The following is a 21,053-nucleotide window of genomic DNA, read 5'->3' as shown; positions in this document are numbered from 1 at the left end:
TCGACAATCGGCTATCGTGAGCGCTCTTTCCTGATCGCCCTTCAAGCGCCAACGCATGGAAGCCACTTCGATGACCGTTCGAAACAGACGTTGGTTTCATGCCTTCGTCGTGTCCGTCGTACTCCTTGGTGCCGGATGCACGGGCGGGAAGGCGCCATCGAAGGAACCGGGGGCAGAGATCGACGAGGTTGCGCAGACCCTGATCGAGCAGCCCTTGCTGCACTCGGCCTCCATTGGCGTGGTGTACCGGGGCAGGACCTTCATCCGCCATCGCGGCGACATGGTGGCCGGTACAGCCGGCGCGCCGACCGATGCCACGCTCTATGAGATCGGCTCACTGAGCAAGACGCTGGCCGGCACCTTGATGGCCAATGCGGTGCTGGAAGGCAGGGTCGGCCTGGAGGATGACGTTCGCACGTACCTGCAGGGCGACTATCCCAACCTGCAGTACCAGGGCCAACCCATCCGCGTCCGCCACCTGCTGTCGCACACCAGTGGCCTGCCGAACATGCTGCCGGAGCGCGCGAACACGGTACTGGAGGACTTTACCGATCACCGCACGCCGGGCGAACTCAATGCGCTCTACGCGCACTACGGCAAGCCGGATTTCCTCCGGGACCTGCACGCCGTGCAGATCCCGCGGATGCCAGGGAAGGAATACGCCTACTCCAGCGCAGGGACCGAGCTGGCGGCGCATGTTCTGGAGGTGGCCTACAAGACCGACTACGCATCACTGCTGCGTGGCTTCTTCAGCGACTCCGCGGCGATGACCGGCCTCCGGATCAGGCTGGATGATGCCGAAGCGCCGCGGTTGGCGGCCGGCTATCACAGCGACAATCCCGTACCGACCACGCCGATGCCGCAGTTGCCATGGGGCGCTTCCGGAAACGTCAAAGCAACCGTCCCGGACATGGTGAAGTACCTTCAGTTCCAACTGGCCAATGGGCCGGTGGTAAAGGAATCGCATCGCGCCCTGGCCAGATTCGACGACGAGTTCAGCATCGGCTACTTCTGGAACATCGTCGCCGGCGATCGCCAGAAGGGCGTCTACTATGCCCACCACGGTGGCGTACCGCGCTCACAGTGCTACATCTACATCATGCCGGAGCACGATCTGGGCATCTTCGTGATCACCAACCAGAGTGGCGACCAGACCGCGCATGCCATGGAAGCGGCGATCGATGCCCTGGTCGGGAAGATTGCTGCAAGCGAGACCCCATAGTCCGGGTGGCGCCCGGCAGCGCCCGACTAGAGCAGCAACAGCGCCCCGATCAGCGCAGGCGGCATCACCAGCGCACCGACGCGCAGGAAGTCGAGCGCGCTGACATGCTCGCCCTCGCGGCGCAGCGCCACCAGCCACAGCATCGTGGCCAATGAGCCGGTCACCGACAGGTTGGGGCCCAGGTCCACGCCGATCAGCAATGCGGCGCGGGTCTGTGCCGGCAGATCGGCCATCTGGCCCAGCGAGCCTGCGGCGAGGCCGACCGGCAGATTGTTGGCCACGTTGCTCAGCAGCGCGGCCGCGGCACCGGCCAGCCAGCTGGCCTGGTGCGGGGAAGTCTGCGCCACGGCCTGCAACGCGCTGGCTGCTGACTGGATGGCGCCGGTCTGCGCCACTGCTTCCACCAACACGAACAGGCCGGCCACCAGCGGCAGTACGCCCCATGACACATGGCGCAGCAGTGGCAACGGACTGCGCCGCTGGCGCATCGCCACCACTGCCACGCTCAGCGTGCCTGCGCAGAACGTGGCCAGGCCGAGCGGGCCATTCAGTGCGGACGTCACCAGCAGCACGGTGCCGGTGAACAGCACGCCCAGCGCGCTCAGACGCCCGGCTTCGGTCAGCGGGCGATGCTCCGGCGCCGCCACCAGCGGCTGCGCGATCTCGCGCCGATGCACCCAGCGCAGCACCAGATAGGTGGCACCGATCGCGGCCAGTGACGGCAACGCGAACTGTGCCAGCCACTGCATCAAGGGGGGCATGTGCTGGCCGTACACCACCAGGTTGGCCGGGTTGGAAATGGGCAGCACGAAGCTGGCCGCATTGGCGATGAAGGCGCAGACGAACAGATAGGGCAGGGGGTTGGCGCGGGCGGCCTTGCAGGCGGCGTAGACCGCCGGGGTCAACACCACCGCCGTGGCATCGTTGGAAAGGAACACGGTCACCAGCGTGCCGACCAGGAACACCAGGTCGAACAGGCGTCGTCCCGAGCCTCCCGCATGGCGGACCGCGTACAACGCCAGCCAGTCGAACAGGCCTTCGCGCCGGGCCAGCTCGGCCAGCACCATCATGCCGACCAGGAACAGATAGACATCGCGGCCCTCGGCCACTGCGTGCAAGGTCGTGCCGAACGACACCGCTCCCAGCAGTGGAAGCAGAAGAGCAGCCCCCAGTGCCCACACGTACTCCGGAATGCGGAATGGCCGGAACAGCAGGCCTACGGTGGCAACGGCCACGGCCGCCCAGATGAGGAAAGAGGAGTAGGAAACGAGCATCGGGCGGGGTGTCTCAGCGGCGCCGACGCGTACCTCGCAGGAGCGCGCCCGCTGCAATCATGGCAGTTCGGGGAAGGCGGCATCATACTCCGTGAGCCGCGCCCGAGCTGTGGAGCCCAGCCCATGCTTGTCTGCTTGCCGCGTGCCCCCGGCACCCACGCTCCGCGAACGTTTTCTTCGGGCGCTCTTCACCGTCGCTCCGCTTAGAGTGAAGGCCACTCAAAGTGTCACGCATGGAATCAACGATGTCCGAATACCGGGACTGGATCTTCAATGCCAACGGCCGAACCCTGGTGGCCCGGGTGGAGCTGGATGGCGACGGCGGCGGCACCATCAACCGCTACCAGTTGACTCCGGGTCCCGCGCAGTCCGGGCTGTGCATCAAGGTGGCCTCGCAGGCCGAAGCCGCAAAGAAGCTCGAAACCGAGGTGGAGAGGCTGCTCGGCCCAGCGTGGTGAGAGGGCTTCGCTACGGCAGAAGCGTTGAGAGGTCGCCAGCGCAAATCCGCAATCTCATTCCATGCGACGGCCGACCGTATTCTTCGGGCCATGCATTCACCCTCCAGCCCTCCCGATTTCATGACCGCTACCCGGCCCTCCGGCTGGGTGCAGAGCGGTGACCGCTGGGACCTGTGGTGGGACGGCCGCTGTGTGGCCAACGTCGTGCCGCATGCCGTGCGCGGTGTCCGCCTGTTCCTCGACGCGCGGAAATCACCCCAGCCCAAGGTCGTGGCCGCCGTGAATGCTCGCCAGGCCAAGCGCTACGCCGAGCGCTGGTGTGCCGCCCGGCTCTGCCCGCAGTTGCGGTTGCGCGATGCGGTGGCGCGGCTGGTAGATACCGGTACTCCACCACCTTCCGCGCTCACGCGGGAGCAGCGGCAGCAGGCCCGCCGCCTGGCCGAGGCCGGGTCGCGCGAGATGGGCCGGATCAAGGAGGCGCTGGCGCTGAGACGGACCCCTGCGATGTCGCGAGCGCAGGAGCAGGCACGCCCGCTACCCAGATAGAACCTCGGCCACGTGGTCCTGCGCGCACCTATAATGCCGCCCCCGGCCCCGATCACTTGCTGATCAAGGCACCTGCCGGGTCTACCTGCGGCATCCATCTGGAGTTGATCAAGAATGCAGACGTTCACGGAAGAATGGATTGGCGCCCTGCGGCGCGTCGCACTCTGTGCGGGACTGGCTGCCCTGGCCTGCAGCACGCCTGCGCTTGGCAATGACAACGCAGCCGAGCGGGATCGCGTGATGGCTGCGGCGAAGACCGGCAACGCGGAAGCCCAGAATGAACTTGGGGACAGGTATCTGCGCGGCGCAGGCGTCGACAGGGACGCAGCGAAGGCAGCGGACTGGTACCGCAAGGCGGCCGATCAGGGCTATGCGCCGGCACAGTCCATGCTGGGTGTGCTGTATCTGCGAGGCAATGGCGTGCCGAAGGATTCCGCTCAGGCCCTGCACTGGGTACGCAAGGCTGCCGATCAGGGCAATGCGGACGCACAGTCCGATCTCGGGATCATGTACCTGCAGGGCCTGGGCCCGCAGCAGGATGATGCCCAAGCTGTCCTGTGGCTCCGCCGAGCCGCTGAACTCGGCTCGCCGGCCGGGCAGTACAGCCTTGCCAATCTCTATCAGAAGGGACGCGCCGGCCTCACGAAAGACGAGGCCCAGGCCATGCAGTGGTATGCCAGGGCAGCCGTGCAGGAGCTCGGCCTAGCGGGAGTCAAGGAGGCCCGTCTGGAGCTGTGCCTGAATCGCAAGGAGAACGAGGTGTGGTGTGCCGAGATGGACACGCCCGGCGCATTTGGCCCGGTTGAAGCACTCACAGCGGCTGCCGATGGCGGTGATGTGGAGGCGCAGACCAGGCTCGCCCTGATGTATGCCAAGGGTATCAGCGTAGAGAAGGATGAGGCCCGATCCGCCGACCTGTATCGCAAGGCGGCAATGGCGGGCTACGCGCCTGCACAGGCCGAGCTGGGATACCTGTACTCCATCGGGCGTGGGGTGCCCAAGGACCAGGATGAGGATATCTACTGGACCTGTGAGGCTGCAGCGCAGGGAAACCGCAGGGCGATCCGCAATCTGGCCATCAAGCAGACCTACGATCTGTTCGATCCGAAGCAGTGCCCCGAGCGGCGCGCGCGCAAGCGCTGAGTGCCGATGCGTCCGGACCCCGCACAGAGGTCCGGACGCTGATCTCTTTCAGCGACTACGCCGAAAGCTCCTCACGCACGATCCTGGCCCCTTCGCTGAGCGCACGCAGCTTGCCCCGTGCCACGTCACGGGCCAGCGGCGCCATGCCGCAGTTGGTGCTCGGGTAGAGCTTGTCGGCATCCACGAACTGCAGCGCCTTGCGCAGAGTGTTGGCCACTTCCTCGGCCGCCTCCACCGTGCTGGAGGCCACGTCGATGGCGCCCACCATCACCTTCTTGCCGCGCACCAGCTCGATCAGGTCGATCGGCACGTGCGAGTTGTGGCATTCCAGCGAGATGATGTCGAGGTTGGAGGTCTGCAGCTTCGGGAACGACTCTTCATACTGGCGCCACTCCGAGCCCAGCGTCTGCTTCCAGTCGGTGTTGGCCTTGATGCCGTAGCCGTAGCAGATGTGCACGGCGGTCTCGCACTTCAGTCCTTCGATCGCACGCTCCAGTGCGGCCACGCCCCAGTCGTTCACTTCGTCGAAGAACACGTTGAAGGCGGGCTCGTCGAACTGGATGATGTCGACGCCAGCGGCTTCCAGCTCCTTCGCTTCCTCGTTGAGGATCTTCGCGAATTCCCAGGCCAGCTTCTCGCGGCTCTTGTAGTGCGCGTCGTACAGGGTGTCGATCATGGTCATCGGGCCGGGCAGGGCCCACTTGATCGGTTGCGTGGTCTGCCGGCGCAGGAACTTCGCATCCTCCACGAACACCGGCGTGGGGCGGCTCACGGCGCCGACCACGGTCGGCACGCTGGCGTCGTAGCGGTTGCGGATGCGCACGGTTTCGCGCTTCTCGAAATCGACGCCGTTGAGGTGCTCGATGAAGGTGGTAACGAAGTGCTGCCGGGTCTGCTCACCGTCGCTGACGATATCGATGCCGGCGTGCTGCTGTTCCTGCAGGGACAGGCGCAGGGCATCCTGCTTGCCTTCGGTCAAGCTTTCATCCTGCAGTTTCCAGGGCGACCAGAGCTTTTCGGGCTCCGCCAGCCAGGAGGGCTTGGGCAGGCTGCCGGCGGTGGAGGTAGGGAGCAGTTTCTTCGTCGACATTGCGTTCTGTGTCCTGGGGCGAATGGAGAATCGGTAAATCAGCGGGCAGCCCACTGCTCAAGCACGGCGCGATACGGCTTGATGAAGTGCTCTTCGGTGAATTTGCCCTGCTTGACCGCCAGCTGGCTGCGCTCTTCGCGGTCGTAGACGATGCGGGTGGAGGAGTAGTCCTGGTGCTTCAGGCTGGGCTGGTAGACCTTGCCGGCCACGGAGTTGGCGTTGTAGATCTCCGGGCGATAGATCTTCTGGAAGGCCTCCATCGTGCTGATGGTGCCGATCAGTTCCAGGTTCGAGTAGTCGCCCAGCAGGTCGCCGCGGAAATAGAAGGCCAGCGGCGCAACACTGCCCGGCGGCATGAAATAGCGCACCTGCAGGCCCATCTTGTCGAAGTACTGGTCGGTGGGGGAGAACTCGCCTTGCCGGTACTCCACGCCCAGGATGGGATGGTGGTTCTCGGTACGATGGTAGGTCTTGCTGCTGGAGACGCTGATGCAGATTACCGGCCCCTTGCTGAAATTGGCGCGGTAGGCCTCCGATTCCAGGAAGTGCTGGAACAGCTTGCCGTGAAGATCACCGAAGCCTTCCGGAATGCCGAAGGTGGCCTTTCCCTCGTTGCTGGCCGGCAGTACCACGCTGAAGTCGTAGTCGCGCACATAGGACGAGAAGTTGTTGCCGACGATGCCTTCGGTGCGCGTGCCGGTACGCGTGTCGACGATGGTCGGCCGCAGCACTTCGATCAGCGGGAACGGATCGCTGCCGTCGGCTCCATCGATGTGCATCTCCACCGAGATGATGTCCAGCTCAACGGCGTAGCGGTCCGCACTCGGGTTGTCCCAGTGCGCCAGGTCGTTGAAGCGATTGTTGATCATGCTGATCGTGTTGCGCAGGTTCTCCTGGCGGGACTCGCCGCGAGCCAGGTTGGCGAAGTTGGTGGTGATGCGCGTGCCGTCAGCGGGCTGGTAGTCCTCGTTGAAAGGGATGCGCGTGATGCTGAAGGTGAAGTTCTCGGTCGTCATGGGCGGCGTTCCGGGTTGCGGGGGTGACATCCGAATGCGGGTCGCTGGCATTCGGCATTCAAAGGACTGCAGCGGTCTCGGCAGTGGCAGGCGCTATGCGATGGGACAGGGCAAGCAGGGGCATCGCCCGCTGCACCGCCAGCCGTGCGCGCTGGATCAGAGCGTCGTTGTGCACGCGGCCCTCGGCGAAATCGCGGTCGGTGGCGTAGACGCCGAGGGGCAGGGTGCGCGCCTGGAAGAAGCTGAAGAGCGGCCGCAGCTGATGATCGATCACCAGTGCGTGCCGCTCGCTGCCGCCGGTGGCGGCCAGCAGGATGGGGGTGTCGACCAGCGCATCCTGGTGGATGAAATCGAAGAAGTGCTTGAACAGGCCGGTGTACGAACCGCGGTAGACCGGCGTGGCCACCACCAGTACGTCTGCCTGTTCAACGGCCACCAGCTGCCGCTCCACAGCCTCGGGCAGCTGCGAGCGCCACAGCGCACCGGCCAGCTGCGGCGCCAGTTCGCCCAGCTCGATCAGGTGCGGCTCGCAGGCAACGTCCTCGCCGATCAGGTCCAGCAGGTGCTCGGCCAGGGTTGCAGCCCTGGAGGGGCGCTGCAGTCCGCCGGAAACGGCGACGATACGGAGGGGGCGGGTCATCTGTTCGCTTTCAGCAGGGGAGGGGCTCCTTCGGGCAATCTGCGGGGGCGCAGTCCTGCAGGCCGGCGAGGTGACCGGGCTGGCAGGCAACCGAAGGCATGACCCGATCCTAGTCATGCCCTTCCATGACGTAAAATGGTATTACTTCACCAATCCATGAGCGGCATTCATCGTCATGTTGGAACGGATCCACCTCAGCATCGTGCAGCAGGTCGAGCAGCAGGGCTCGCTGACCGCTGCCGCCGGCGTGCTCAACCTGACCCAGTCAGCCCTGAGCCACAGCATGAAGAAGCTGGAGCAGCAGCTCGGCACCGATGTCTGGCTGCGCGAAGGCCGCAGCCTGCGTCTGACCCAGGCCGGGCAGTACCTGCTGGCGGTAGCCAACCGGGTGCTGCCGCAGCTGGACCTGGCCGAAGAGCGGCTGGGCCAGTTCGCCCAGGGCGAGCGCGGCGCGCTACGCATCGGCATGGAATGCCACCCGTGCTACCAGTGGCTGCTTAAGATCGTCTCGCCCTACCTGGCCGCCTGGCCGGACGTGGATGTGGACGTCAAGCAGAAGTTCCAGTTCGGCGGTATCGGCGCGCTGTTCGGCTACGAGATCGACCTGCTGGTCACGCCCGATCCGCTGCTGAAGCCGGGCCTGAAGTTCGTGCCCGTGTTCGACTACGAGCAGGTGCTGGTGGTGGCCAAGGACCATGCACTGGCCAAGGTGGACCACGTAAAGCCGCGCCAGCTCGGCCAGGAAGTGCTGATCAGCTATCCGGTTCCGTTCGAGCGCCTGGATATCTACAACCAGTTCCTGCTGCCGGCCGGCATTACGCCGCGGCGCCACAAGACCATCGAAACCACCGACATCATGATGCAGATGGTGGCCAGCGGCCGTGGCGTGGCCGCCATGCCGCGCTGGCTGGTGGAGGAATATGCCGCACGCATGGACGTGGTGCCGGTGCGCCTGGGGGCGAAGGGCATTCCCAAGCAGATCTACCTGGGCGCGCGCGAGGCCGATACCGGTATCGACTACCTGCAGGCCTTCGTCGAACTGGCGCGTAACAGCACGCCGATTGCCGGCAATGTGGGCGGAGCGCGTTGATGCCGGCCGGTACCTCATCGCAGGCGGACGCCTTCATCAACGCCTTTTCATTGGAAGTCAGCGCGAAGGCCAGGCCGGCACTGCGCGCCGAGGCGGCCCGCATCCGGCGCGGCACGGTCATCTCCATTCCCTGGCTGGCCAGCGAGGACGACGATGCACGCCTGGCCGCCGCACGCACGGTGCGCGAGCTCGGCTTCGCGCCGATGCCGCATCTCTCCGCCCGCCGCATCGGCTCGCACGCAGCGCTTGAGCGCTTTCTGGAGCGCGCCACCAGCGAAGCCGGGATCACCCGCTGCCTGCTGGTCGCGGGTGACCTGGCCACACCCGCCGGGCCGTTTGCCGACAGTGCTTCAATCATCCAGACCGGTCTTCTGGAGCACTCCGGGATCAAGGTCGTTGGTATCGGCGGGCACCCGGAAGGCCACCCGGTGATGAGCGCTGACGATCGCTGGGAGGTGCTTGGGCGTAAATGCCAGGCCATCGAAGCGCGCGGCATGGCCCCCTTGGTCGTCACCCAGTTCGCCTTCGATGCCGATATCGTGCTGGCCTGGCTGGATGCGCTGCGCGCCCGTGGCATCACGGTTCCGGTACTGGTGGGCGTGCCGGGCCCGGCCAGCATTGCGCGGCTGGCGCGCTACGCCGCGATGTGCGGCGTGGGTGCCAGTGCATCGATGCTGGCGCGGTACGGCATCTCGATCGGCCGGCTGCTGGGAACGGCAGGGCCGGAGGTGTTCATGGATCGCCTGCTGAGTGGGCTGACGGACGCCCATGGCCCGGTCAGCCCGCACTTCTTCCCGTTCGGTGGCATTGCGCCATCACTGGGCTGGATAGAGCGGTACCGGCGGCGCACGTCGGCCGCCAGCGTTTGATGCTCTATCGATGATCGCGTGGCTGGGCCCTTCAGCCCGGCAGTTCGCACTTCATCTTGCCGTCCACGTAGTACGGCTTGGGTACGTTTGGGTTCTCGCTGGTCTTCTCGACGACCACTTCGAACGAAGCCGCATCGGGCGAGCCCTTGCGGTCGGTGCACGCGTCCTGCAGCTTCTTCTTGACCGCCGCGATGCCCGCATCGCGATTGGCGCCGTCGGCGCTGTTGGTCAGGTTCACGGTCTCGGCGGAGGCCAGGGGGCTCAGTGCCAACAGGCAGCCGGTCAACATCAGGGTGTGCAGCTTGGTCATGGTCATACCTCGTGGGTCTGCAATGAGGTCCCAGCATAGAGGCAGGCTGTTAAAGGCCCGTGGCCGCCCCGGTTTCGTGGCCGGTTCTGCCGCATTCGTCGTCGAATACGTGAGGTTGGTCGGACGTTTTCCCTTCGCGGGAGGGGTTCGGCTAGGCTGCAGCGACTGACCGCAAGGATGAAGACACCCATGATCCGCTGGCTGTTCCTCGCGCTTGCCGCGCTGCCGCTCGCTGCCGGGGCCGTGGTCATCCGCCACGACGTGGACGATGCCCGCTACCGGATCGAGGGATCAGAATTTCCCGCCCTGGCCGACATGCCCGGGGAAGGGCAGGGCGTTCTGATCGCCCCACAGTGGGTGCTGACGGCAGCGCATGCCGCACCAATGGAAGGGATGGGGCTGGCCATCGCCATCAACGGCAGGGGCTACGGCGTGGAGCGCGTGTTCGTGCACCCCGGCTACAGGAGAATGCCTGACGCATTGGGCAATGAGGCTATGGCAACGGGAAGCCCGGCGAAGATCCACGCGTTCCTGGCCGGATCGGATGACATTACGCTGATCAGGCTCACAGCCCCAGTGAGCGACGTGCAGCCCGTGGCGCTGTATCGCGGCAGCGCCGAGGTCACGCAGATCGCCGCCTTGATCGGGAAGGGCGCCACTGGCAATGGTGCGATGGGACTGGTGCCGGGCGGACCGCATCGCACTACGCTGCGGCGGGCATACAACGCGATTACCGGCGGCAATGATCGCTATCTCTGGTATCGGTTCGATGCCCCGCCACAGGGCCTGCCGCTCGAAGGTGTGCTCGGTAACGGGGACAGCGGCGGCCCATTGGTGATCAAGGATCACGGCGTCTGGCAGCTGGTGGGGCTGGGCTCCTGGATCACCGCGGTTCCCGAGCATGCCCTTGAGGCCGGCTTCTACGGGCAGGTGGTGCACAACGTTCGGGTATCGCGCTATGTGGGTTGGATCGAGAGCGTCCTGAGTGCGCCCGATTACCGCCCAGTAACACCCGAAGACTGACAGCTGTCACTGGCTGCAACCCGGGCGGAAGCGAATAGTGGGCGCCAAGGCGAGGGCACCTCGCCACCAACCACCAAGGCGACCGCTCATGAACATGCTCCAGCAACTCACCACGCAGACGCCGATCTGGGTCTGGCTGCTCCTGGCGTTCCTGGTCACGCGTGGCATCGCCGCCATGAAACCGGGTGAGACTTCGTTACAGAAGCTGGCGATCGTGCCCGTCCTGTTCGCCGTGTGGGGCGCGTGGTCGATCAGTCATCGCTTCGGCGCCTCGCTGACCGCCTGGGGCGAGTGGTTGGTCGGCATCGGCACCGGGGCAGCACTGGGATGGCTGCTGCTGGGCCACGTGAAGCTGACCCTGGATAGCGCTACCGGAAAGCTCTGGCGCAACGCGCACTTCAGCCTGCTGCCGCTGCTGCTGATCACCTTCCTGGTGAAGTACGGCTTCGAAGTCGCATTTGCGGTGTCGCCGTCGCTGACCGCCAACGCCGGCTTCAGCGCCGCCTACCTGCTGCTGGCAGGCGGATTCACCGGCCTCTTCATCGGCAAGTACTGCCGCTATCTGGCCTCGTTGCGACTGGGTGAGGCAGGTAAAGGGGTTGGGGTGGCAGGCTGAAACCAGCTCCGTCGTGACGCGTCACATTAATAGCCCCAGAGGGTAGTGCCGGCCGGTGGCCGGCACCCCTTGTCCCTACAGACTCCAATCAACCCGCATGCCCGCAATCAACGCATTCGGCAGGTCCCGCTGGCGGGCAGGTTCGTTGAACTGGTCCGGATGCACGATGTAGTGCAGGTTCGGCGCGACCCGGAGCTGTGGGGTGAGCTGGATGCCATAGCTCAGTTCCATCATCACCTGGCTCCCGTGCGGCGTGCCGCTACCGCCGGCCGCGGCGCGGGCAAGGCGCAGGTTCTCCAGCGCGATGCTGCTGTACTTCTGCTGGGTCACAACGAAAGCGATGCTGTCCTGCGGCCGGCTGGTGAACGTGCCTTTCTGCACCATGCCAGCCTGCAGGAAATGATCCTCGATCAACTGGCCGGAGGTGCCCTTGAGCGCCGCACCGAACAGGGTCAGGCCGCGGCCGCCACCATCACTGGTGAGCTGTTGCTCGAAGCGGGCGAACGCACCGGATCGGCCGCGACGGGACGCATAGTCCTGCCCGCTGAGCAGCGCCGGGCTGCCGTTGGCATCTCGCAGCGGATCCAGATAGGTCGAGTTGTCCTGCCAGCCACCGAGTTCGTAGCGGGCTTTCAGTCGTGCCGAAGCAGGGCTGCGCCAACCGAGCGTGTAGGGCACGATCCAGCCGGTGGCCTGGTTCGTATTCCACTTCAGGCCGTGCTGGCCATCCTCCGCCTGGCTGGGATCGACCTGGTAGGCGCCGACGCGCACATAGACATCGGGCGTCACCCAGGCCGTGGCATCGGCCATCCAGCTCGATACCGGCCACCAGGTGAAATTGCTGGTGCGGAACACGTAGGTCGGGTTGCCGCAGGCCGAATTGCCCTGGAAGTACTGGCACAGCTCCGAACCGAGGTGATGGATGTTGGCGACGCTGCGCCCGGCCTCCAGCACCAAACGGTCGTTCAGCAGTTTCTGCTCAAGCGTCAGGTTGGCCAGGCGCGTGCCCTGGCCGCCGTAGATTTCCTGCACCGAGGTGCTGTTGCCAGTACGGCTGTTGGCCAGGTTGGTGCCATGGCGGTTGATGCCGTAGGCCTTGATCGTCGCGCCCCGCCAGCCAAACGCAGCGTCCAGGTTCACGTCGGCACCGAACATCAGCTGGCCGGCATACGCCGTGCCGCTGCGCTTGCCGCCGTCGAGCGTGGCAGCCGCTTCACCGGTGTACGCCAGCTTGGGGGTGAGGACGTCGCTCGCGTCGGCGGCTGCGGCCACGGACGGCAGGGCCAGCAGGATCGCTACCGGCAACAGGCGGCGGGAAGAGCAGGTCATGGGCGAGGTTCCTTTTACAGGGTGGGAGCCGTGACCGGCTTCTTGAGGACGCGCAGCGCGACAGCGGTGACGGCCACGCCGGCCACCAGTGCCAGCAGGTAGACGCCAAGGTGGGTGACCGCGTTCGGGATCGGCAGCACGAACACACCACCGTGCGGCACCTTCAGCTCGACACCTGCGGCCATCGAGATCGCACCGGCCACGGCCGAGCCGAGAATCAGCGCCGGAATGGTGCGCAACGGATCGCGTGCGGCGTAGGGGATCGCGCCCTCGGTCACGAAGCTGAGGCCGAGCACGCCCGCGGCACCAGCGGTGCCGCGCTCCTCGGCAGTGAAGCGGTTGCTGAACAGCCATGTGGCCAACGCGATGCCCAGCGGCGGCGTCATGCCGCCGATCATCGTCGCAGCCATCGGCGTGTAGACCTGGCTGGAAATCAGTGCGGTGGAGAACGCGTAGGAGGCCTTGTTGACCGGCCCGCCCATGTCCACCGCCATCATTCCGCCCAGCAGCAGGCCCAGCAGGATCGCACTGCTGCCCTGCATGCCGCGCAGCCAGTCGGTCAACCAGGCCAGCAACCCGGCGACCGGCGTGCCGATCACATACATCATCAACAGGCCGACCAGCAACGTGCCAAGCACCGGCAGGATCAGCACCGGCTTGAGGCCTTCCAGGCTGCGCGGCAGGCGCAGCGCACGATTGATCCAGTGCACACCGTAACCGGCGATGAAGCCGGCCAGGATGCCGCCGATGAAGCCCGCATCCATGTTGACTGCCACCAGCCCGCCGATCATGCCCGGCGCGATACCCGGGCGATCGGCGATGGAGTAGGCGATGTAACCGGCCAGCGCCGGCACCATCAGCATGAAGCCGGACTTGGCGCCGATCTGGAACAGCGACCAGGCCAGCGTGCCCTTGTGTGCATCGTCGAAGGCATAGATGCCGCCGAGCGCGAACGCCAGTGCGATCAGCAGGCCACCGGCAGTGACGAACGGCAGCATGAACGACACGCCGGTCATCAGGTGCTTGTAGGGACCGGTGGCCCTGGCCTTTTCGGTGGTGCGGCCTGAAGCTGCCGTACCCGCCTGCACGCTGGCCTCGGCCAGCGCCTTGCGGATCAGGTTCTGGCCGTCATTGATCGCCGGCTTGGTGCCGCTCTTGAACAGGCGTTTGCCAGCAAAGCGTGACAGATCGACTTCGCGGTCGGCGGCGATCAGCACCAGGTCGGCGGCAGCGACTTCTTCGTCGCTCAATGCGTCCTGCGCGCCGACCGAGCCCTGGGTTTCCACCCGGATCGCGTGGCCCAATGCCTTGGCGGCTTGCTGCAGGCCTTCGGCCGCCATGAACGTGTGGGCGATGCCGGTCGGGCAGGAGGTAACGGCGACGATGTGCTTGCTGGCGTCCGCGGCGGGCGCGGTTCCGGACGTCGCGGCAAGCTGCGCCAGCACGGCAAGCGGGTCGTCCAGCACCTCACCGAGGCTGGCGCGTACGATCTGGGCGCTGCCGAAGCGCGCGGCATCCGCCTCGCCGTCACCCACCAGCAGCAGCTGCGTTGCGGCGGCGGCCTGCGTGGCGGGCAGTGCCCCGGTCACGCCCTGGTCGCTGCGGATTTCGATCGCCAGTTCAGCGCCTTGCTGGCGGGCGGCGCGGCGCAGCGCTTCGGCGGCAAGAACCGCCTCGATGCTGCGTTCGCCTGCGGCGATGACTACGGTGGAAGCTTGCATGGGCACTCCTGGAATTCTTCGGGTTCGTCCTTGCGGGAGGGGGCGGGCCAGCCGCAGCTCCCTCTGCAGGGGTTTCAATCCAACCGCTCGATCAGTACATCGCCGGTCCACGCGCGCACCTGCGTCGGGTCCAGTCGTCGCGCGTCGCCGCTCTCCAGCCGGCTCATCGAGAACGCCGTCGCCAATCGGGCGCAACCCGTCAGATCCAGGGAGGGCTCCAGCAAGGCGGCGGCGATGCCGGCGACCATGGCATCGCCAGCACCGACCGTGCTGCCGCGTGCCAGTCGCGGCGGTCGCGCGATCAGGGCGCCGCTGCGATCAATGAATAACGCGCCGTCGGCGCCCATCGAGATCGCCACAAGCGCAACTCCGCGTTCAACCAAGGCGTGGCCTGCGGCCCGCAGGGCGCTGCGATCCGGCAGCGGCGTACCGGTCCAGGCCTCCAGTTCGTGGCGGTTGGGCTTGATCGCGTAGGGCAGTGCGCCCTGTGCGCCGCTCAACGCCGCGGCCAGCGCGTCGCCACTGGTATCCAGCAGTACGCGCGCACCGGCGGCGCTCGCCTGCGCCTGCAGTCTCGCCCATGCATCGGCTGGCAGCCCGGACGGCAGGCTGCCGGACAGCACCACCGGCAGGTCCGGCTGGAGCAGGGCGTCGAGTCGGCGCGATACCGCGTCCAGATCGGCATCACGCAGTGACAGGCCGGGCAGGTTGATGTCGGTGGTCTCGCCGTTGGCCTCTTCGACCAGCTTGATGTTGGTGCGGGTGCGGCCCGCAATGCGCAGGCAAGCGTCTGCGATGCCGCGCTCGGCGAACAGTGCGCTGAACACGCCGTCGTTGCCATCGCCGAGCACGCCCAGCGCGGTGGTCGGCACACCCCAATCGGCCAGGCAGGCGGCCACGTTGATGCCCTTGCCGCCGGCGTCGTCGCGGGTGCTGCGGGCACGATGCACATGGCCCGGTTGCAGGTGCGCCAGCCGCACGGTCTGGTCGATCGCCGGGTTCAAGGTAACGGTGACGGCGCGGGCGCTCATGCGCGCACTCCATCGAGCGCACGTACCTGCTCGGCGGTTTCGCAGTCGAGTGCACTATTGGCCAATGCCTGCAGATCGGTCATCGCGTTGCCACGCAGGCGTGCCTTCACGGCCGGGATGTCGTTCGGGGTCATCGACAGTTCGTCCACGCCCAGGCCGGCCAGCAGCATTGCGCCGAAGGGATCGCCGGCCAGGCCGCCGCAGACGCCAACCCAGCGCCCATGCAGGCGTGCACCTTCCACCGTGGCGCGGATCGCGCGCAGCACGGCCGGATGAAGGCTGTCGGCCTCGGCGGCGAGTTCCGGGTTCTGGCGGTCGATCGCCAGCACGTACTGGGTCAGGTCGTTGGTGCCGATCGAGAAGAAGTCGGCATGGCGGGCCAGCACATCGCTCTGGGCCGCAGCGGCGGGGACTTCAATCATGATCCCGATCGGCACTTCGGGTGCCTCGAGCGCGGCGCGCAACCGTTCGCAGATGGCGCGCAGTGCGATCAGCTCCGGCACCGAGGTGATCATCGGAAACATGATGGACAGGCGTGCGCCGTCCTTCGCCGCGCGATACAGCGCACGCAGCTGCGGTTCCAGCAGGTCGGGGCGGCGCAGCAGCAGGCGCGCACCACGCACGCCGAGGAACGGATTTTCCTCCCGCGGCAACCCCAGGTGCGCGACCTGCTTGTCGCCACCGATATCAAGCGCACGCACGATCAGCGGGCGGCCGTCGAGTGCCTTGGCCATTGCCACATACGTGGCGTACTGCTCATCCTCGCTGGGCGTGCTCCCGCGCTCGAGGAACAGGAACTCGGTCCGCATCAGGCCGACGCCTTCCGCGCCTTGCTCCAGTGCCAGTGGCACCTGCTCGGGCAGGTTGACGTTGGCGCCGATGTCGATGCGGTGGCCGTCAGGGGTCTGTGCCGGCTGCGCGCGTTGCGCCGCTTCACGCTCGCGGATCTGCTGCTGTTCGGCGATCCACGCACGGGCCGAGGCGAGATCGGCCTCGGAAGGAGACAGATAGAGGCGCCCGCTGCTGCCATCGATGATCGCCTCGCTCCCCGCGCTGATCGTCAGCAGCTCCGCGCCCGCGGCGACCAGCGCCGGCAGGCCCAGCGTGCGCGAGAGGATCGCGGTGTGCGAGGTCGGCCCGCCCAGCACGGTGGCGAGGCCGAGCACGCGGCCGGTATCGAGGTTGGCCGTGTCGGACGGCGACAGATCAGCAGCGAGCAGGATGCAAGGATGTGCAGGCAGGTCGGCAAGGCCGCCACCCGCCGCAGACGGATCAAGCTGCGCCAGTACGCGCCGGCCCACGTCACGCATGTCGGCCGCGCGCGCGGCCAACACCGGGTTGCCCAGTGCCGCCAGGCCGGAGGCGATCTGCTCGATGGCCTGGTGCCAGGACCATGCAACTCCATGGCCTTCGACCATCAGCTGGCAGGTACGGGTAATCAGATCGGTGTCGTCGAGCAGCGCGGCCTGCGCCTTGAAGATTGCCGCATCCGAGGCGCCGAGCCGGCGCTGGGTGTCGTCCTGCAGTGCGGCCAGCTGCTGGCGGGTGCGGCTGAGCGCCTCCTGCAGGCGTGCGCCGCCTTCGCCGAGCGGGGTGGGGCGGTCAGCAACGTCGGCATGCGTGCTGGCCAGCACATGCACCGGGCCGATCGCCAGGCCTGGGCTGGCGCCGATGCCGACGATCGCCGCCTGTGCGTCGGGCGGATTCCAGCCCGCAACCGGCGCGGCCTTGCGCTGCGCCGCGCGCTCGGCATCGGCCCTTTCCTGTGCCACCAGCCCGTCCATGACCTTGCGCAGTGCGGCCAACAGGGCAGGGGCATCGGCGCCCTCGGCAGACACGCTGACCGCGTCGCCATGGCGCAACCCGAGCTGCAGCAGCGCCACCAGGCTCTTGGCATCGGCAGCCTGATCGCCCGCTCGGACCTGTGCGCGGGCCGCGAAGCCGCGCGCTGTTTCAGCCCAGCGCGTGGCCGGGCGTGCGTGCAGCCCGTTGGGATAGGCGATGGTCCAGTCGAAACGCTCGGCCAGGTCAGTCACCGGCACAGTGGGGGCCGTGGTCGCAACATCGCCGGTCAGCGCGCTGATGATCTCGCTCGCATCTGCCGTGGTGAACAGGCGCTGCAGCGTTGCGTCATCCTGGATCAGGCGGGTCAGCCGGCGCAGCAGGGTGATGTGGGTATCGGACTGGGCGGCAATGCCGACCACCAGGCGGGTGACCTGGCCCGGATTCCACTCCACGCCTTGCGGGAACTGCAGCACGGCAATGCCATCGCGGCGCACCAGGTGACGATCCTCGCCCAGCCCGTGCGGAATGGCCACGCCATGGCCGAGGAAGGTGTTCGCCAACGCCTCGCGACGCCCCATGCTGGCCTCGTAACCCGGCGCAACGCAGCCGGCAGCGACCAGCATCTGCGCCACCTGGGCGATGGCGTCGGCCTTGTCGAGTGCCCGCGCATCCAGGCGGATCAATTCCCGGCTGACGGGGGCTGGGGAGGTCAAGGGCTGCAAGGCGGGCTCCGGGAAGGGGGGTGCTGTGGCGTATTGGGAACGTTCCCACTGATCATTTCAATGTGCACTGCACAAAAAGCCAATAGTCCTTTGGCGTTAGCATTGTCCTGAATGGCCATCCGGCCTCGAACAGTGAAAGTTTCCGGGAACGGTTCCAATGAGCATCAGCATCAACGACGTCGCGCGCGTGGCGGGGGTCTCCAAGTCCACGGTGTCGCGCGTGCTCGGCGGCGGCCCGGTCAGCGAGGCCGTGCGTGGCCGGGTGGAGGCGGCGATCCGCCAGACCGGCTATCACCCCAACCTGCAGGCACGGCGCCTGCGTGCCCGGCACACCGGCATCATCGGGCTGATCGTGGCGGACATCCGCAACCCGTTCTTCACGGCGCTGATCCGAGCGGTGGAGGAGATGGCTTATCGTGAAGGCCTGCGCGTCACCCTCTGCAACACCGACGAGGACCCCGAGCGCGAAGCGCTGTATCTGCAGTTGATGCACGAGGAGCGCATCAGCGGACTGATCTTCGCGCCCACCCGGACCACGGTGGGGCGGCTGGAGCGGCTCGCACTGGACTATCCGACGGTGCTGGTGGACCGCGCCGCACCCGGCGGGTCGATCGACAGCGTGGTGCTCGACAATCCGGCCGCGATGGCGGGCCTGGTCGAGCATCTGGTCGCGCGTGGCTATCGCCGCATCGGCGGCCTGTTCGGCAGCACCAGCACCACCGCAGCCGAACGTCGCGACGGCTATCTCGCTGCGATGCGTACACATGGGCTTCAGCCGGATTACCGCGAGGTTGAACCTACGGCTGAAGCGGCCATTGCAACGGTCGAACAGTGGCTGGCTGGCCCATCGCGGCCGGAGGCGCTGGTCGCCAGCAACAGCCTGCTGCTCATGGGAGCGTTGAAGGCCGCCCGCAGTGCAGGCCTGGCAATTCCGGACGCGCTGGCGCTGGCGGGCTTTGACAACGAACGCTGGACCGAACTGGTCGAGCCGGGCATCACCGTGATCGAACAGCCGGTCGAAGAGATGGGGCGCGCTGCGATGTCGCTGTTGCTTGAGCGCCTGCGCGCGCCGGAGCTGCCGGTACGCCGGCTGGTGATGACGGGCCGGTGCGTGGTGAGGGGATCAACTGCATGGAATCCAGAAGGACGACAACCAAGGTCCAAGGCATGAGAGGACATCAAGGCCGACAGGCGGGTCGTCGCATGATTCGGCTGCTTATGCTTGGAGCCTGCTTCCTGACCGGATCCTTGCTTGCGGAGACATCACCACCGAAGCGCACCTGGCTTGTGAGCGGCGCGGAGCTGATCACGCTACTGCAGGGAAAAGGGGCTGACGGATTCTGTGCCAGCGAACAGTGCCGGAGTCTGTCCATCGCCCGTGCCAATGCCTACATCCAGGGTGCTGCCGATACCAGTCGTGGCCAGTGGTGCGGCCAAGGCCAGATCCGTCCACATGAACTGGCCGATCGTGTCACCTCCCATCTTCAGCAATTGCCCCAGGAGCGCTTGCAACAGAATGCTTCTTCGCTGGTTGTGGAAGGCCTGCGAACAGCGTTTCCTTGCGAACGCCGGGCATTGCACGGTGGCATCGGACAGTCCAGGGAAAATTGACCCAGCCTCGTTGAAGTGATTTGCCAGGCTTGTTCCCCCCGCAACCGGGGGTTGGCAGCAAGCGCCGCCGTCGAGAAAATCCGCGTTTTGACTGCAGATTGCTTCGGCTCGGGAACAATCCCAGCGCTCCACATTCCAGACCAAGCAGTCCATAACCGGCCTTCCACGTCGAAGTAGCATCGACGCTTGGAGCATTGAGCACTTCCGCTGAATGCGTTCGGACTACGGAAGCTATTGGATGAACATGAAGCGGACGACGGCGGGCGGCCCCGCTCCCGTGCGCGGTGATCGGCGGGATACCGAGATCCGGAACTACGTGATGAACCTCGGCCCCCAACATCCTGCGGCACATGGGGTACTGCGCCTTGTGCTTGAGATGGATGGCGAGACCGTTGTGCGCGCGGATCCGCATGTGGGCCTGCTGCACCGGGGTACCGAGAAGCTGGCGGAGTCCAAGCCCTTCAACCAGTCCATCGGCTACATGGATCGGCTGGACTACGTATCCATGATGTGCAATGAACACGCCTACGTAGGTGCGATTGAAACCCTTCTGGGAATCGAGGCGCCCATCAGGGCACAGTACATCCGCACGATGTTCGATGAGATCACCCGTATCCTCAATCACCTCATGAACATCGGAACGGGCGCGCTGGACCTGGGCGCCATGGCCGTGATGCTCTATGCATTCCGGGAACGCGAAGAGCTGATGGACTGCTACGAGGCGGTATCCGGCGCTCGAATGCATGCCACGTATTACCGGCCCGGCGGTGTGTACCGTGATCTGCCTGACCAGATGCCGAAGTACAAGGAGTCACGCTGGAAGAAGGGGAAGGAGCTGCGGCGGCTGAACGCCGCGAGAGAAGGGTCGCTGCTCGATTTCATCGAGAATTTCACCCGCGAATTCCCAAACCGCATTGATGAGTACGAAGCCCTGCTCACCGACAACAGAATCTGGAAGCAGCGCACGGTGGGCATTGGCGTTGTGACCCCGCAGCAGGCCATGGACTGGGGCATGACCGGGGTGATGCTGAGAGGCTCGGGCGTGGCGTGGGACCTGAGGAAGAAGCGCCCCTACGCGAAGTACGATGCCGTTGACTTCGACATTCCGGTCGGCAGCGCCGGTGACTGCTATGACCGCTACCTGTGCCGTGTCGCGGAGATGCGGCAGTCCAACCGCATCATCCGCCAATGTGTCGACTGGCTTCGCGCCAACCCCGGCCCGGTGATGGTCCAGAACTTCAAGGTGGCGCCGCCGTCCCGGCAGGAGATGAAGTCCGACATGGAAGCGCTGATCCATCACTTCAAGCTCTTCAGCGAAGGCTACCAGGTGCCGGCAGGTGAGACCTACGCAGCGGTCGAGGCGCCCAAGGGCGAGTTCGGCTGCTACCTGATCTCCGATGGCGCCAACAAGCCGTTCCGGGTGCACCTGCGTGCTCCCGGCTTCGCTCATCTCTCTTCTCTGGATGAAATCGTCAGGGGCCACATGCTGGCGGATGTCGTCGCCATGATTGGCACCTACGACATTGTGTTCGGCGAAGTGGATCGATGAGGAACCGG

The 21,053-nt window shown here is 66.1% G+C and carries 20 protein-coding genes; 11 read left to right on the top strand and 9 right to left on the bottom strand.

What is annotated here, in order from left to right; all coding sequences use genetic code 11:
* Nucleotides 1-70: 70 nt before the first annotated feature.
* Nucleotides 71-1,222, top strand: coding sequence for a serine hydrolase domain-containing protein (locus ACSYAO_RS10755; RefSeq protein WP_223224619.1), 1,152 nt, complete (start codon nt 71-73; stop codon nt 1,220-1,222).
* 26 nt (nt 1,223-1,248) lie between these two features.
* On the opposite strand, the gene ACSYAO_RS10750 is transcribed toward ACSYAO_RS10755, so the two are convergent.
* The gene (locus tag ACSYAO_RS10750; RefSeq protein WP_049461141.1) at nt 1,249-2,496 is read right to left on the bottom strand and encodes an arsenic transporter; all 1,248 of its coding nucleotides are present in this window, start codon (nt 2,494-2,496) and stop codon (nt 1,249-1,251) included.
* Between the two features lie 245 nt (nt 2,497-2,741).
* On the opposite strand from ACSYAO_RS10750, the gene ACSYAO_RS10745 reads away from it, so the two are divergent.
* The 3 genes from ACSYAO_RS10745 (at nt 2,742) to ACSYAO_RS10735 (ending at nt 4,643) form a co-directional block, all read left to right on the top strand.
* The gene (locus ACSYAO_RS10745; RefSeq protein WP_049461143.1) at nt 2,742-2,954 is read left to right on the top strand and encodes a hypothetical protein; all 213 of its coding nucleotides are present in this window, start codon (nt 2,742-2,744) and stop codon (nt 2,952-2,954) included.
* Between the two features lie 24 nt (nt 2,955-2,978).
* Nucleotides 2,979-3,500 carry a hypothetical protein gene (locus tag ACSYAO_RS10740; RefSeq protein WP_223224618.1) on the top strand — a complete coding sequence of 174 codons (522 nt, stop codon included), beginning with the start codon at nt 2,979-2,981 and terminating at the stop codon, nt 3,498-3,500.
* Nucleotides 3,501-3,614: 114 nt separating this feature from the next.
* On the top strand, nt 3,615-4,643 hold the full coding sequence (locus ACSYAO_RS10735) for an SEL1-like repeat protein (protein WP_049461146.1): 1,029 nt from the start codon (nt 3,615-3,617) through the stop codon (nt 4,641-4,643).
* Nucleotides 4,644-4,698: 55 nt separating this feature from the next.
* Here ACSYAO_RS10735 and ACSYAO_RS10730 read toward each other — a convergent pair whose 3' ends face one another.
* Genes ACSYAO_RS10730 through msuE form a run of 3 tightly spaced genes read right to left on the bottom strand, consistent with a single transcriptional unit; the run spans nt 4,699 to nt 7,389 of the window.
* The gene (locus ACSYAO_RS10730; RefSeq protein WP_049461148.1) at nt 4,699-5,733 is read right to left on the bottom strand and encodes a methionine synthase; all 1,035 of its coding nucleotides are present in this window, start codon (nt 5,731-5,733) and stop codon (nt 4,699-4,701) included.
* A 38-nt stretch (nt 5,734-5,771) separates the two neighbouring features.
* The gene (locus ACSYAO_RS10725) at nt 5,772-6,749 is read right to left on the bottom strand and encodes a DUF1852 domain-containing protein (protein WP_049461150.1); all 978 of its coding nucleotides are present in this window, start codon (nt 6,747-6,749) and stop codon (nt 5,772-5,774) included.
* Nucleotides 6,750-6,807: 58 nt separating this feature from the next.
* Nucleotides 6,808-7,389, bottom strand: coding sequence for an FMN reductase (msuE, locus tag ACSYAO_RS10720; protein WP_049461152.1), 582 nt, complete (start codon nt 7,387-7,389; stop codon nt 6,808-6,810).
* 175 nt (nt 7,390-7,564) lie between these two features.
* Between msuE and ACSYAO_RS10715 the strand changes: the two genes are divergently transcribed.
* Complete coding sequence (locus ACSYAO_RS10715) at nt 7,565-8,479, top strand: LysR family transcriptional regulator (RefSeq protein ID WP_049461154.1); 915 nt, start codon at nt 7,565-7,567, stop codon at nt 8,477-8,479.
* Entirely contained in the window at nt 8,479-9,348 is an 870-nt protein-coding gene (locus ACSYAO_RS10710) for a methylenetetrahydrofolate reductase (protein WP_414574382.1), read from the top strand. The genes ACSYAO_RS10715 and ACSYAO_RS10710 overlap by 1 nt, the downstream gene beginning before the upstream one ends.
* 31 nt (nt 9,349-9,379) lie before the next feature.
* Here the strand turns inward: ACSYAO_RS10710 and ACSYAO_RS10705 are convergent, their stop codons facing one another.
* Nucleotides 9,380-9,658, bottom strand: coding sequence for a hypothetical protein (locus ACSYAO_RS10705; protein WP_049463454.1), 279 nt, complete (start codon nt 9,656-9,658; stop codon nt 9,380-9,382).
* A 189-nt stretch (nt 9,659-9,847) separates the two neighbouring features.
* On the opposite strand from ACSYAO_RS10705, the gene ACSYAO_RS10700 reads away from it, so the two are divergent.
* Entirely contained in the window at nt 9,848-10,681 is an 834-nt protein-coding gene (locus ACSYAO_RS10700) for a S1 family peptidase (protein WP_197655512.1), read from the top strand.
* Between the two features lie 88 nt (nt 10,682-10,769).
* Complete coding sequence (locus ACSYAO_RS10695; protein WP_049463444.1) at nt 10,770-11,297, top strand: DUF6622 family protein; 528 nt, start codon at nt 10,770-10,772, stop codon at nt 11,295-11,297.
* Nucleotides 11,298-11,372: 75 nt separating this feature from the next.
* Here ACSYAO_RS10695 and ACSYAO_RS10690 read toward each other — a convergent pair whose 3' ends face one another.
* From ACSYAO_RS10690 to ptsP, 4 genes are all read right to left on the bottom strand, one after another.
* Entirely contained in the window at nt 11,373-12,626 is a 1,254-nt protein-coding gene (locus tag ACSYAO_RS10690) for a carbohydrate porin (protein WP_049463443.1), read from the bottom strand.
* A gap of 14 nt (nt 12,627-12,640) precedes the next feature.
* A complete protein-coding gene (locus ACSYAO_RS10685) occupies nt 12,641-14,347 on the bottom strand; it encodes a PTS fructose transporter subunit IIC (RefSeq protein WP_049463440.1) in 1,707 nt (568 codons plus the stop codon).
* A 74-nt stretch (nt 14,348-14,421) separates the two neighbouring features.
* Entirely contained in the window at nt 14,422-15,378 is a 957-nt protein-coding gene (gene pfkB / locus ACSYAO_RS10680) for a 1-phosphofructokinase (protein ID WP_049463437.1), read from the bottom strand.
* Nucleotides 15,375-17,885 carry a phosphoenolpyruvate--protein phosphotransferase gene (ptsP, locus tag ACSYAO_RS10675; protein ID WP_049463436.1) on the bottom strand — a complete coding sequence of 837 codons (2,511 nt, stop codon included), beginning with the start codon at nt 17,883-17,885 and terminating at the stop codon, nt 15,375-15,377. The genes pfkB and ptsP overlap by 4 nt, the downstream gene beginning before the upstream one ends.
* A 157-nt stretch (nt 17,886-18,042) precedes the next feature.
* On the opposite strand from ptsP, the gene ACSYAO_RS10670 reads away from it, so the two are divergent.
* The 3 genes from ACSYAO_RS10670 to ACSYAO_RS10660 all read left to right on the top strand — a co-directional run bounded on the left by ACSYAO_RS10670 (nt 18,043) and on the right by ACSYAO_RS10660 (nt 21,045).
* On the top strand, nt 18,043-19,056 hold the full coding sequence (locus ACSYAO_RS10670) for a LacI family DNA-binding transcriptional regulator (RefSeq protein WP_049463433.1): 1,014 nt from the start codon (nt 18,043-18,045) through the stop codon (nt 19,054-19,056).
* Between the two features lie 32 nt (nt 19,057-19,088).
* On the top strand, nt 19,089-19,496 hold the full coding sequence (locus ACSYAO_RS10665; protein WP_080356587.1) for a Rap1a/Tai family immunity protein: 408 nt from the start codon (nt 19,089-19,091) through the stop codon (nt 19,494-19,496).
* A gap of 244 nt (nt 19,497-19,740) precedes the next feature.
* On the top strand, nt 19,741-21,045 hold the full coding sequence (locus ACSYAO_RS10660; RefSeq protein ID WP_049463453.1) for an NADH-quinone oxidoreductase subunit D: 1,305 nt from the start codon (nt 19,741-19,743) through the stop codon (nt 21,043-21,045).
* Nucleotides 21,046-21,053 lie beyond the last annotated feature (8 nt).

The sequence above is a fragment of the Stenotrophomonas sp. STK16_22 genome (genome assembly GCF_051984505.1).
In the GTDB taxonomy this organism is placed as follows: Bacteria; Pseudomonadota; Gammaproteobacteria; order Xanthomonadales; family Xanthomonadaceae; genus Stenotrophomonas; species Stenotrophomonas maltophilia_A.
This window is presented reverse-complemented; position numbering and strand designations above follow the sequence as displayed.